13 protein-coding genes are annotated in these 13,370 nt (G+C 47.9%); 9 read left to right on the top strand and 4 right to left on the bottom strand.

All coding sequences use genetic code 11. The annotated features are described in order from the left end of the window. The first annotated feature begins 79 nt into the window (after positions 1–79). From wecB to HGH91_RS25995, 7 genes are all read left to right on the top strand, one after another. Positions 80–1,198 carry a non-hydrolyzing UDP-N-acetylglucosamine 2-epimerase gene (gene wecB / locus HGH91_RS26025; RefSeq protein WP_168741893.1) on the top strand — a complete coding sequence of 373 codons (1,119 nt, stop codon included), beginning with the start codon at positions 80–82 and terminating at the stop codon, positions 1,196–1,198. Next, on the top strand, positions 1,195–3,087 hold the full coding sequence (locus HGH91_RS26020; RefSeq protein WP_168741892.1) for an alginate lyase family protein: 1,893 nt from the start codon (positions 1,195–1,197) through the stop codon (positions 3,085–3,087). The genes wecB and HGH91_RS26020 overlap by 4 nt, the downstream gene beginning before the upstream one ends. A 6-nt stretch (positions 3,088–3,093) precedes the next feature. Continuing rightward, positions 3,094–4,371 (top strand): glycosyltransferase family 4 protein, encoded by a 1,278-nt coding sequence (locus tag HGH91_RS26015; RefSeq protein ID WP_168741890.1) that lies wholly within the window; start codon positions 3,094–3,096, stop codon positions 4,369–4,371. Beyond that, positions 4,346–4,957, top strand: a complete 612-nt coding sequence (locus HGH91_RS26010) for a sugar transferase (protein ID WP_168741888.1) — start codon at positions 4,346–4,348, stop codon at positions 4,955–4,957. Before HGH91_RS26015 ends, HGH91_RS26010 begins: the two co-directional genes overlap by 26 nt. Before the next feature lie 19 nt (positions 4,958–4,976). After that, the gene (locus HGH91_RS26005) at positions 4,977–5,558 is read left to right on the top strand and encodes an acetyltransferase (protein ID WP_168741886.1); all 582 of its coding nucleotides are present in this window, start codon (positions 4,977–4,979) and stop codon (positions 5,556–5,558) included. An 18-nt stretch (positions 5,559–5,576) separates the two neighbouring features. Further along, a complete protein-coding gene (locus tag HGH91_RS26000) occupies positions 5,577–6,749 on the top strand; it encodes a DegT/DnrJ/EryC1/StrS family aminotransferase (RefSeq protein ID WP_168742144.1) in 1,173 nt (390 codons plus the stop codon). A 97-nt stretch (positions 6,750–6,846) separates the two neighbouring features. Further along, a complete protein-coding gene (locus HGH91_RS25995; protein ID WP_168741884.1) occupies positions 6,847–8,424 on the top strand; it encodes a gliding motility-associated C-terminal domain-containing protein in 1,578 nt (525 codons plus the stop codon). Here HGH91_RS25995 and HGH91_RS25990 read toward each other — a convergent pair. Then, positions 8,414–9,154 (bottom strand): tyrosine-protein phosphatase, encoded by a 741-nt coding sequence (locus HGH91_RS25990; RefSeq protein ID WP_168741882.1) that lies wholly within the window; start codon positions 9,152–9,154, stop codon positions 8,414–8,416. The genes HGH91_RS25995 and HGH91_RS25990 overlap by 11 nt on opposite strands. Before the next feature lie 37 nt (positions 9,155–9,191). Further along, a complete protein-coding gene (locus HGH91_RS25985) occupies positions 9,192–9,665 on the bottom strand; it encodes a GAF domain-containing protein (RefSeq protein WP_168741880.1) in 474 nt (157 codons plus the stop codon). Between the two features lie 178 nt (positions 9,666–9,843). Between HGH91_RS25985 and idi the strand changes: the two genes are divergently transcribed. Both idi and HGH91_RS25975 read left to right on the top strand, forming a co-directional pair. Continuing rightward, on the top strand, positions 9,844–10,371 hold the full coding sequence (gene idi / locus HGH91_RS25980; protein WP_168741878.1) for an isopentenyl-diphosphate Delta-isomerase: 528 nt from the start codon (positions 9,844–9,846) through the stop codon (positions 10,369–10,371). A 198-nt stretch (positions 10,372–10,569) separates the two neighbouring features. Next, complete coding sequence (locus HGH91_RS25975; RefSeq protein WP_168741876.1) at positions 10,570–11,544, top strand: terpene synthase family protein; 975 nt, start codon at positions 10,570–10,572, stop codon at positions 11,542–11,544. Positions 11,545–11,588: 44 nt separating this feature from the next. Here HGH91_RS25975 and HGH91_RS25970 read toward each other — a convergent pair whose 3' ends face one another. Both HGH91_RS25970 and HGH91_RS25965 read right to left on the bottom strand, forming a co-directional pair. Continuing rightward, positions 11,589–12,617 (bottom strand): hypothetical protein, encoded by a 1,029-nt coding sequence (locus HGH91_RS25970; RefSeq protein ID WP_168741874.1) that lies wholly within the window; start codon positions 12,615–12,617, stop codon positions 11,589–11,591. Between the two features lie 11 nt (positions 12,618–12,628). Beyond that, positions 12,629–13,336: a TMEM175 family protein gene (locus tag HGH91_RS25965; RefSeq protein ID WP_168741873.1), complete on the bottom strand. Its 708-nt coding sequence runs from the start codon at positions 13,334–13,336 to the stop codon at positions 12,629–12,631. Positions 13,337–13,370 lie beyond the last annotated feature (34 nt).

The following is a 13,370-nucleotide window of genomic DNA, read 5'->3' as shown; positions in this document are numbered from 1 at the left end:
CTGCAGTATATATCTGAAGAACCATGTAGCAATAGCCATAGCCGAAAAACCATTAATTATATTTAAAAACCATATCGATATGAAGTTAACCATCATCGCGGGAGCGCGCCCTAATTTCATGAAAATAGCTCCTATTATTGCCGCCGTCCAGGAAAAGCGCCAGGACGGGTACAACATCAGTTATAGACTGGTGCATACCGGCCAGCATTACGACAAAAACATGAGTCAATCATTTTTTGAACAGCTGGGAATACCTGAGCCGGATGCTAACCTGGAATCAGGCGGTGGTACACAAGCGGAACAAACAGCCAATATCATGGTCCGCTTTGAAAAGGAACTGACGGCGCATCCCTGCGATTTGTTGCTGGTGGTGGGAGATGTAACGTCTACATTGGCCTGTGCCATTGTAGCAAAAAAAATGAAGATCAAAGTAGCGCACGTAGAAGCGGGTATCCGTTCCGGTGATATTACTATGCCCGAAGAAATTAACCGCCTGGTAACCGATGCCATCACCGACTATTTCTTTACCACCTCTATTATTGCCAATACCAACCTGCAAAAGGAAGGGAAAATCGCAGAACAGATTCTCTTTGTAGGCAATACCATGATTGATACACTCCTGAAACAACGGAGTCGCTTTACGCCGCCGCCCATATGGGAAAGGGCCGGACTGCAACCCCGGCAATACCTGGTAATGACCCTCCATCGTCCCGCGAACGTGGATGAAGAAGATAACCTGGCGCTGCTGATCAATGAAATTATGAGCAATAGCCAGCAATTACCGGTCATTTTCCCGGTACACCCGCGCACGGCCAAAAACCTGGAAAAAATTGCGGTGGCACATCCCCGTTTACACCTGGTAGAGCCACTGGGTTACCTGGAATTCAACTACCTGGTGGAAAATGCGAAAGCGGTGATCACCGACTCAGGTGGTATCACAGAAGAAACGACTGTCATGGGAGTACCCTGCATGACGCTGCGGGACTCTACCGAGCGTCCTGAAACCTGTATTACCGGCACCAACGAACTACTGGGCACAGATCCCAAAGCACTGGCGCCCGCTATGCAGAAATTATTTGCAGGGCAATGGAAAAAAGGAGCTGTTCCCGCTTTATGGGATGGCAAAACATCAGAGAGAATTGTAGCACACCTGACAAAAATATTTGCTGTAAAACAGCAGGAGACAACAGTAGTATGAGTAGCTTGAATACAGTAATAAATGGACTGAAAGTAGTGCGGAACATGGGTTGGCGGTATGTGGCATTCCGTTCTGTTCATGAGTTGAACCGCAGGACCGGGCGCCTTAAAAAGCGCTTCCCACAGGCGCCTGCGTTTCAGCGTTACTTGTCATTGGATGAGTGGAAGCAGCAGCCGGTAGCGTTTTTCTTCCAAAGCCGGGAAGAAGTAACTGCCGCGCGAAAGCCAACGCCTGCGCTGACCGCACGGTTTAAACAGATCAAAGAAGGAAAACTCACCTTCTTCAACGGTGCTCCTTTATCGCTTGGTAAAGATTTTTCCTGGATGAAAAATCCCGATTCCGGATTTTTATATAATGGAGAACAGCACTGGACCGAGGTAAACGACTATTCACTGGAAGCAGGGGATATTAAGTTTGTATGGGAAAAAGCGCGTTTTGCCTACCTGTATGATATTATCCGCTATGACCATCACTTTGAAAAGGATAATGCCACGCTGGTGTTTAACGACATCCTTTCCTGGATCAGCGCTAACAAGGTAAACAGCGGTCCTCACTATAAATGTAGCCAGGAGATTAGCCTGCGGGTACTCAACTGGACGTTTGCCCTGTACTTTTACCGCCATTCACCGGCGTTGACAGACGAAATTTTTGACCAGGTACAGTATGCTATCTACTGGCAGCTGCATCATGTATTTCATAATATCAATTTTTCCCGCATCGCCGTACGTAATAATCATGCTATCACAGAAACGCTGGCATTATATCTCGGTGGACTGCTGTTCCCTTCCCTGCCTGGCGCTGCCAGCTGGAAAGAACAGGGTAAGAAATGGTTTGAAGAAGAAATTGCTTACCAGGTATACGACGATGGTACCTTTTTGCAGTTTTCCATGAACTACCACCGTGTGGTGATCCAGTTGTTTACCTGGGCATTGCGGCTGTCGGAGCTCAACGGTGAATCCTTTGCGCGGCATGTGAAAGAAAGGGCGGTTAAGTCATTGCGTTTCCTGCGTGTATGCATGAACGATAGCAACGGCTGGCTGCCGAACTATGGCGCCAATGATGGGGCATTATTCTTCCGCCTCAACGATCAGCACTACCGCGATTATCGCCCGCAGCTGGAAGCGCTGGCAGTGTTGCTGCAAATGGATGCAGCATTGCCGGAAGCCAACGAAGACCTTTATTGGTACGGGTTGCAGCCGGCAGCTAGTCACGATACCGTATTGGAGAAAGACAAAGTACTGTATTCATTCCCGGAGGGAGGATATTTTATTTGCAGAGAGAAGGAAACGCTGACCTTTCTCCGTTGTGGCAATCACAAAGACAGGCCCTCCCAGGCAGATAACCTGCACCTCGATATCTGGCATAAGGGCGAAAACCTGCTGATGGATGCAGGCAGCTATAAGTATAATACCGATGAAACCACCTTGCGTTATTTCATGGGCACCGCTTCCCACAACACCGTGATGCTGGGTCATTACGACCAAATGCTGAAAGGGCCCCGTTTTATCTGGTATAACTGGACACAGTGCTCACGGGCAAGATTATACGAAACACCGGATGAATATATCTGGGAAGGAGCTATCAGCGGCTTTCAGCAGGCAGGCGCCGACATTGTTCATATCCGCCAGGTGCGGAAGAAGAAAAATGCGGCCGAGTGGATCATAAAAGACCATATCCAACATAAACCTGCCCACCTGTCTATGCGACAGTTGTGGCACACCTGTACGCCGGAGAAATTGAATACCAGGTCGGAAGACAGTAGTGGCGCTATTTTGCAGTCCACTTGTGAGCCGGGCATGTATTCATCTCTGTATGGGGTAAAAGAAAAGAACAGCAGTATCGTTTTTACGACCGCTGCTGATACTATTATTACTGAGATCATAATATAATTATCCATGAAAATTTTATTAGTACATCAATACTTTTTGGAAGAAGATGATCCCGGAGGGTCCCGATGGAATGAGATCACCAAATCCTGGACAGAGCAAGGCGCTGAAGTAACGGTGTTAGGCGGCATGATGCATTACAACGGCTCCGCTAAAAGAGAAGAGTACAAGGGGAAATACTTTGTGAAGAAGCAACAGGGCGCCGTTACCGTGTGGCGTTGTCATGTGTCGGAATCTTACAACGCCAGTTTTCTCGGCAGGCTATGGGGATATTTCTCTTTCATGTTCTCTTCACTCTGGGCAGGCCTCTTTAAAGTAAAGGGCAAGTTTGATGTAGTGGTAGTCACCTCTCCGCCTTTATTCGTAGGCTTTTCGGGATACTTGTTGTCCAGGCTGAAACGGATGCCATTTGTATTTGAAGTGCGTGATCTCTGGCCGGAGTCGGCCATCGATACAGGCGTATTGAAGAATAAATTCGTCATCAAACTGGCTTATTGGGTAGAGGATTTTATTTATCGTAAGGCAGCCATGATCAATGTATTGACGCCGGCATTCTATAATACCCTGCGCGATAAAAAAAATGTGCCGGAGCAAAAGCTCATCTTCATTCCCAATGCGGCAGATTTCTCCCTGTCGGATCACCTGCTGGAATCATTCGACCGGGATAGCTTTCGCCGTGAGCATCAGTTGAGCAACAAATTTGTGATCACCTACGTGGGTGCGCATGGCGTGGCCAACCACCTGGAGCAGGTGCTGGATGCCGGCAAGGCGCTGGAAGATACGCCCGTATTGTTCCTGCTGATAGGGCAGGGAATGGAAAAGCCCCGGTTACAGCAGCTCGCGGTGGAAAAAGGTGTGAAGAATGTACGCTTCCTGGATGCTGTTCCTAAGGCAGATGTATTTAAGTATATCCTGGCTTCTGAAATGGGCGCTTCTATATTGAAGAAGGTAGACACCTTTAAAACGGTGTACTCCAATAAAACATTCGACTACATGGCTTGCCGTAAGCCTATCCTCATGGCGATCGACGGCGTGTCGAGGGAGTTGGTGGAAACAGCAGGGGCGGGTTGTTACGTAGAGCCTGAAAATACGGCGGCTTATAACACGGTTATCCGGGAGTACCTGGAAGATCCGCAGCGCCTGCAAACGGAAGGCGACAGTGGTTTCCGTTATGCGAAGCAGAATTTCGACCGCCAGGTATTGGCATCCCGCTACCTGGATTTCGTCAGGAAAAAGATCGTTAAAGCAATAAAATCAAACAATGCACTGGTACAGGAACCTGTTTAAACCGCTGATGGATATCACGGCAGCACTGGTGGCACTGGTGGTATTATCACCCGTGATGTTGGTACTGGTGCTGTTATTGGCTATCGCTAACAGTGGCCGTCCCTTCTTTTTGCAGCCCCGGCCGGGCAAAAATGGACGGATATTCCGTGTCATTAAGTTCAAAACAATGAACGACCGGAAGGATGCAAATGGCCGGTTACTGCCGGATGAAGTGAGGCTGACACCAGTCGGGAAGTTCGTCAGGAAAACATCGCTGGATGAAATTCCCCAGCTGATCAATGTATTAAAAGGAGATATGAGCCTGGTAGGTCCCCGCCCTTTACTGGTAGATTATCTCCCGCTGTACAACGATACGCAGCATCGCCGTCATGAAGTACGGCCCGGTATTACCGGCTGGGCACAGGTGAATGGCCGTAACGCCATCAGCTGGGAACAGAAGTTTGCCTATGATGTATGGTACGTAAATAATATCAGCCCTGCCCTGGATCTGAAAATAATACGGATGACAATACAAAAAGTGATAAAGTCGGAAGGGATCAATGCGGCAGGCGTTGCTACCATGGAGCGTTTTATGGGAAATGGATGATAGCATTAAATAATAAGGTATGTATTTATTTGGCGCCGGTGGGCATGCAAAAGTGATTATCGAAATACTGCAATCCAGGAAGATTCCCGTGGAGGGACTATTTGACGACAATCCGGATATAAAGCAGGTTTGGCAATATCCGGTAATAGCTTATTCGCCTGAAATGCCGGTTGCAGCGATAATTATAGCCATTGGAAAGAACGCTGTCCGGAAAAATATCGCGGAACAACTATCTGTTCCTTTCGGTACTGCGCTACACGAAAGAGCTAATATCTCTCCGTCTGCGATGATAGCGGAAGGAACAGTAGTGATGGCCGGAGCTACCGTAAATGCCGATGTGTTGGTGGGCAAACACTGCATCATCAACACCAATGCTTCGGTAGACCACGACTGCGTGCTCGAGGACTTTGTGCACATTTCTCCTAACGCCGCACTATGTGGCAATGTAAAAGTAGGAGAGGGCGCGCACATCGGGGCGGGTGCAGTGGTGATTCCCGGTATTACTATTGGCAAATGGGCCGTTATTGGCGCAGGAGCAGTTGTTACCAGAGATATACCTGATCATAGCGTAGCAGTAGGAAATCCTGCACGTAAAAGATAAACTTAAAAAATTACCATGATGAATAAGAAAATATGGTTATCCTCCCCTCATATGGGAACAAAGGAATTTGAATTTGTAAAAGATGTGTTTGATAGTAACTGGATTGCCCCGCTGGGCCCCCATGTGGATGGATTCGAAAAAGATTTGTCAACGTTTACAGGTACTGCTCATACGGCCGTTTTATCGTCAGGAACGGCGGCACTGCACCTGGCACTAATCGCACTGGGAGTGAAAGCTGGTGACGAAGTCATCTGCCAGAGCATGACCTTCTCTGCCTCCGCCAATCCCATAGCCTACCTGGGCGCTACGCCCGTTTTTGTAGACAGTGAAACGTCTACCTGGAATATGGACCCGGCCTTGCTGGAACAGGCGATCATAGATCGCATCGAAAATGGCAAAAAGCCGAAGGCAATTATCCCGGTTCATTTGTATGGCATGCCGGCACAAATGAATGAGATTATGGCGATCGCCAACCGTTATGAGATTCCCGTCATTGAAGATGCAGCGGAAGCCCTGGGTTCCTGGTACCGGGAGCAAGCCTGCGGTAGCATCGGTAAACTGGGGATTCTCAGTTTCAATGGAAACAAGATCATTACGACCAGTGGTGGAGGTGCATTAATAAGTAACGATGAAACGCTCATCAGTCACTCCCGTTTCCTGGCTACCCAGGCACGCGACGCCGCTCCTCACTATCAGCATAGCCATATTGGCTACAACTACCGTATGAGCAATGTTTGTGCTGGTATTGGCCGTGGACAGATGCTGGTGCTGGAAGAAAGGGTAGCACAACGCCGGGCAAACTACCGGCATTACGTGGCACAGTTATCTGATTTGCCAGGTGTTACTTTTGTATCAGAGCCCGTAGGTTTCTTTAGCAATCGCTGGCTCTCCACTATCCTGGTGAACCCTGCGAAGAGCAACGGCATTACCCGTGAAACCATACGCCTGGCGTTGGAGAGAGAGAACATCGAATCCCGGCCGCTCTGGAAACCCATGCATATGCAACCCGTTTTTGAAAAAATGCCGGCCTACGTAAACGGCGTTTCCGAAAAGCTGTTTGATAATGGATTATGCCTGCCAAGCGGATCTAATCTTACGCCGGCAGACCTGTGGCGTGTTACAGACGTAATCAGGGGATTGTTTGCAGCAGCAAAAGTAAATGCTTCCCGTACGTATCAGTCACAAGACTAAATGGATACAGGAGGTTACACTTATTTTATTTCCAGGCAGGAAAATAAAAATAAGTGTAACCTTCTCCTGTTATCCCACTCTATAAACCCAAACAACGATGACACCACTGCTGTTGAAATATTCCGATGCTTTGTCCGGTGTATGTAAACACCTTGCAGCAGTATTGTTTTGTATCATAAGTGCCTTGCATCCCGTTACCGCACAGGATATTTTACTGAAAAATCCTTCCTTGGAAGGAACGCCGGGGAAAGATAAGGTACCCGATTTATGGAAACCAAGAAATACGCCGGATGTACAACCAGGCACATTCGATATTAATCTGCCGCCTTCCAACGGCGCCACCTATGTAGGTATGCATAGTGGTCCTACCTACCTGGAGGCCATCAGCCAGGAGGTATCACTGATTGGTGGCAAAACCTATACAATAGCGCTGGACCTGGCTTATGCCACCAAATATTCTTCGCTCACCTGTTATGGCAATCTCACGGTATATGGCGGCAATACGCCCACGGATACGGCAGAAAGACTATGGAGTTCAGGCGCATTTACACATACTAACTGGAAGCGCTATTCATTTACTTTCCATCCCTCCCGTAATTATAAGTTTATCACTTTCATGGCAGATGCCACGATTCCCTGCGACAAAAGCATTTATGGTTCCGCTGTATTGATGGACAACCTGTCTGGCGCCTTGCTGGAAACACCCCAGCTCACGCTGTCGCTGAAAAATACGTGTAAAGGGGAACAAACCGGGGAGGCCAGCGTTACTATCACGGGTGTATCTGCCACCTGTGCCATCCGCTGGAGCCGCGCAGGAGAAAATACTTCGCATATCACCGGTTTGGCGCCCGGCGATTACGACGTCACGGTAACACATCCCAATGGTATCAGCGTTACCCAACATTTTACCATTATAGGCTGGGAGGTGAAAAGTAAGATTACGGTGACACCCTCCCGCTGTTACGGCCAGAACGACAATACTATTGAGCTGGAAACCACAGGAGGTACGCCACCTTACCGGTATTATTTCAATGGTAGTACCACCGGCACTTACACCGCTTCTTTCGAAAAATTATCTCCCGGTAATTATAGCATTTGGATAAAAGATGAAGAAAACTGTGGAGAACAGATTGACAATATTTCCGTAGTGGAACCTGCCCCGCTGGCAATTGCGGGAGTACGCAAGAAGGATATCAGTTGTGCCACCACTTTCGATGGGAAAATATCGCTGGATGTTACCGGCGGTACGCTTCCTTATGCCTATAGTCTCGATAACGGGCTTTGGCAGCCGGATAGCAGTTGGTCGGGGCTGGATGCCGGCAATTTCCATTTCAGGATCAAAGACGCACATGACTGTGAAACGGATGGACAGGCAGACATTATCCGCAATAACCGCGAATGTGCAGTGTTTGTACCCACAGCGTTTACGCCCAATGGTGACGGGTTAAATGACTTGTTCCGGGCAAAGGTGCACGACGATGTACACGATTACCGGTTGGAAGTATATAGCCGTTGGGGCCAGACAGTGTTTAGCACCAATGATCCGGAAGGTGTGTGGGATGGCACATTGAAAGGAAGTCCGTTACCGGGAGGAAGTTATGTATGGATGTTATTGTATACCGATAGTAAGCAGCAGGCACGTAAACAAACCGGTACGGTAACGCTTATAAGGTAGCATTTCCGAAAGGATAAGTATCGAGTAGTTTCCGCAACTTGTTGCTTTTAGCGATGCCGGCAATGGCATGAAGATGTTTCTCATGGTGCAGATCTGTACCAATAAGATCAGGTAAACCGGCTGCCATCAGCTTTTCCGCCGCTTGTTGCACATGCTTGCCATAATACCCGGTCAGCGACAGCAGGTTAAGCTGAAGCAGGCAGCCTTGTTTTTTCAGTTGCTCATATTTTGCAATGTCAGCATGGTAATAGGCATATCTTTCCGGATGTGCGAGTACAGGCTGATACCCGGCGGCCTGTATATCAAATAACCACTGCGCCAGCTGTAAAGGAGGGGAGATGAAAGAAATTTCCACCAGTACTTTATTACCAGACAGCGTCAGCAGGGGCCGTTGGAGCAGTGTTTCAAACTCTTCATCCATATAGTACTCTGCTGCATAGTGAAAGGAAATCGTGTTGTTTTTCCGGGCCAGCGCTTCCACCACGTCCTGGTAGGGCGCCGCAATAGTGGCGGCGGAGTTGGGATAACGGTCCATCATAATATGTGGGGTGGTCACAATTTTCTGAATCCCCATATGTTGTAACTGTTCTATAAACTCCGTTGCTGTAGCCACATCCGGCACTCCGTCATCAATACCCGGAATGAGATGCGAATGTATATCTGTCCCCATAAATGCCAGCAGCTGTGCAGGCACTACAGGATCGGTATTTCGTTTACGGAAAAAAAGCATACTTGTCTTTAAAGCGATGAAGTAATTTTTCGCTCTCTTATAACACAATCAGTGCCACAATTTCTTCCAGGTATCGCTGATCTGTTTCATCAAAATGAGATAAGGATTCACTATCTACGTCCAACACTGCTTTTACCTCGCTGTTGCGGATCAGTGGTACCACGATTTCTGATTTGGATAAGCTGCTACAGGCAATATGTCCCGGGAAGGCTTCCACATCAGGTACAATGAGGGTAGTAGCTTGTGCCCAGCTGGTACCGCATACACCTTTGTTCTTACGGATACGTGTACACGCTATTGGTCCCTGAAAGGGGCCTAATACTAATTCTTCTCCTTTAACGAGATAGAAGCCTACCCAAAACCAACCGAACTGCTCTTTCAAAGCTGCTGCTACATTGGCCAGATTGGCCACCAGGTCGGGTTCTCCGTCCAGTAATCCCTTGATTTGCGGGATCAGGGAACGGTATTGTTCTTCTTTATTTCCCTGTACAACATGTAAGTCTTCTGCCATAATCGTTGCTGTTAATAGCGCAAAAATCCGGAAATTTTATATTATATTAGCTGAATAACCGTTAAAGTATTTATTGTTAACCATTCAACCGGTAAAATCTGTATGAAGCATTGTTTTTTGCCAGTTCATCCTATTTTCCGTCTGCCAGAAGTTTAATTAAAATATCTTTGTTAATACTATGAAATCACCGGACGTAATTTTAGTGAACGAAAAAGATGAGGCTATTGGTACTATGGAGAAGATGGAAGCACACCAGAAAGGGGTGTTGCACCGTGCTTTTTCTGTATTTATTATAAATGATGCTGGAGAACTGCTGTTGCAGCGCAGGGCGCTGGAAAAGTACCATTCTGCAGGATTATGGACCAACGCCTGCTGCAGTCACCAGTTTCCCGGTGAAACCACCGCTGCTGCAGCGCACCGCCGATTACAGGAAGAAATGGGATTCGACTGCGAATTGCATGAAATCTTTGCTTTTACGTATAAATCGGAATTTGATAATGGGTTAACCGAACACGAATTTGACCACGTATTGCTGGGCGTTTATAATGGCAATATATTACCCAACGCCGCCGAAGTATGTGACTACCGCTACCTGCCCACCCGTCAGATCCTGGAGTTAATAAAGAACGAGCCCGATACCTTTACCATCTGGTTTCATAAGGCACTGCCTATGGTATTGGAACATATGAAGATCCCGAGCGTTTGATAAAATTTTGTTTAGCTATGCCAATTTGCTGTTAACCGGATTACTTTAAGGAAATAAATTACCGCACCTACCTGCTTTTGCCGCTTTGTGTGGCCTGCTTTTGCGTGCCTGTCACAATTATATTATGCCATATACCCATATGGCTATCCCTATGTCATTTTCAACCCTCTATTAATTCACTATTTAAACGCAACTCTCATGACAACCATTCAAATGCCAGCAATCAGTTATCCCTTTACCTCGGGCGTAAACCACCATGTAAATGAAGCCCAGCAACACATTACCAACTGGGTACAAACCTACGGACTTATTACTTCTGCCACAGCCCTGAAACGCTTTGAGAAAGCGCGTTTCGCATGGCTGGCGGGAAGAGCCTTCCCGGATGCGGCGCTGCATGAATTATGCATTATCGCTGATTTCAACACCTGGCTCTTTATTTTAGATGATCAATGCGATGAGGCGGCCGTTGGCCGCAAAGCCGACTACCTGAAAAGCGTGATGGCCGGCCTGATGGATATCCTGCAAACCAACCAGATAGTTACATTGGCTACCGGCGGACCGCTGGCCGCCGGTCTTAGCAGTATATGGGACCGTATGCGTGCCATCAGTTCACCTGCCTGGCGTTTGCGCTTTATCCGCAGCATGCAGGATTACTTTATGTCCTGCATCTGGGAGGCGGAAAACCGGGAAGCAGGCAGGGTACCTTCCGTGGATGATTACATCCACATGCGCCCCTATACCGGCGCCCTCCTGGCGGATATTGAAGCGATAGAAATCATTGAAAAAATCTATCTCCCCCGCCCGGTAGTAGAACAAGCCCTGTTGCAACGCATGATCCAGGCCTGTAATAACGTGGTATGCTGGTCGAACGACCTTTTCTCCTGTACCAAGGAGTCCCGGCAGGGCGATGTACACAATCTCGTGCTGGTACTGCAACACCAGCGGCAGATTTCCCTGCAGGAAGCCGTTGACCAGGCAGCCCGTATGCACAATGAAGAAGTAGCCATATTCGTGGCCCTGGAAAAACTGCTGCCCCTGAAAGGAGATGAAACAGATTATGAACTGCTCCGGTATGTAGCCGTGTTGCGCTCCTGGATGGTGGGCAACTTCGACTGGAGCGTGAAGGATACCGGCAGGTATGGACTGGAACAGCAAGCGATAGTCGCGGCATAAGTCAACGGCCCCCGGCATTTTTCGTAAACGTCCGGGGGCCATTTTTAACTACGCTTCATCCGCTTTTCGATCAACCGCCCCACCCACCAGAAAGAAAGTGCCAGGATACCAAAGAACAGGCCCTTATTGGTATGGTCCCAGAGATATTCGAAATAACGGGTATATAGGTCCAACAGGAGAAAGGTCACGCCCAGGTCACGCAACAAATCATCTTTTACCCGGATGCCCAGCCATATCATACCCACACATTGAAGACTGTATACAATCACCCATTGCAACAGGTGGATCTGCCGTAACTGTTGCCATTCTTCCCAGGTGCCGCAATTGCCAAAGATAGAAATCAACCAGCCGGAAATGATGAACAACAACCATCCGCCGGTCCAGCTGATATCTTTGATGGGTGCATATACCTTGAGTTGGCGCAGTCCCCAGGCCATTCCTGTCAGCAAAACCCCCAGTAAAGCCATGCGGCAGGGCAGGTTCATGCCCAGGAAAAAAGGGGCATCGCCGGTCAGGTAGTAAGTGAGCTTTACATAAGCCGGCACCAGGCATAGCAACGTAGCTATCCACATGAGCCGTGAACGGAGGGCAATGCCCAGCACGCCATAACAAACGGTAGCCAGCAACCAGAAAACCCCATAATTGCCTTCCAGGTATTGCAGACTCTTTCCCAGGTATACCACGCTCACGCCTATACTGAGTACAGGCAGGAGCCAGAAAAGCTCCCGGTTAAAGGAAAACAACGGCTGGTGCCGGTTACGCCGCCATCCCTCGTAACAAAGGAAGATACTGACAGCCGCAAACAGCAGGGCAATGACCCCATCGGTCATCGAAAATTTCTTCCGGATAATCTCTATCCATTTCTCATCCAATACCAGCGATCCAAAGGCCATCAGCGCACAGGATACGGCGGCAATAAAAATATACAGGGTAAGCGTCTGCCAATCGGTGTTCACCACCTTATAACTTTGCTGCAACCGGCTGGCCTGCTCGGTTGTGAGCAGCTGTTCCTGCTCCCATTGATGGATGGCCCGCTGCAGTACCTGGGCTTCCCGCTTATCGAGTGTTAACATAGGCGATATTTTCAGCTGTGTGGTCCTGTTTTATGTACCAACCGAAGTGTATTACGTTTTTTTATCTTTAACCGGAAATGGTTAAACAAAGCCAGCGCCGGAATGGCAATATAACTGATACGTTGGTACGCCGTGTTGTCGGGGTACAGGAAATAGGTCATGGCAATCACCGTGAAACCCGTTGCCATGGTAAGAAAACCATATTTTAAGCGCTGGTATAGCAATGTTTTCTCTGTATGATGTCCCTCCATCGTTAAATCCGGATTTTTCTGGAAAATAAAATAACTGATCCAGAACAACGCTGCCAGGCACCCCGTCAGGTTACACAGGTAAATAAAGAATGGCAGCATAAAATGACTGCTGGTATGCAGGAGCGCGGAGGTGGAAAACGGAAATAACACAATAAAAAACAAAAAGAAAAGATGCCGGTGTATCAATCCTTCGTTGTAATTTTGGAGCAACCGGCATAATTGCAGGTGTCGTACCCAAAAATTACCAATAAATATAAAACTTACTGCAAAAGCCAATAATTCATAGGCAGTAGGCCGCATTAATTCCCAATAGTCACGATCGACAGGCATTTTAACCGGAAGAACGGGCAGTTTGATTTCGATGACCAGTAACGCAACAGCAACGGCAAATACCATATCACAGAAAAGAATAAGTCGCTCCAGCTCAAACACACGATGTAAAGGTTTGGGTTCTTTGATAACAGACATAGACATAGTTAACAATATACTTTTCCGAAAGATA

This window comes from Chitinophaga eiseniae, assembly GCF_012641265.1.
Classification (GTDB): Bacteria; Bacteroidota; Bacteroidia; order Chitinophagales; family Chitinophagaceae; genus Chitinophaga; species Chitinophaga eiseniae_A.
This window is presented reverse-complemented; position numbering and strand designations above follow the sequence as displayed.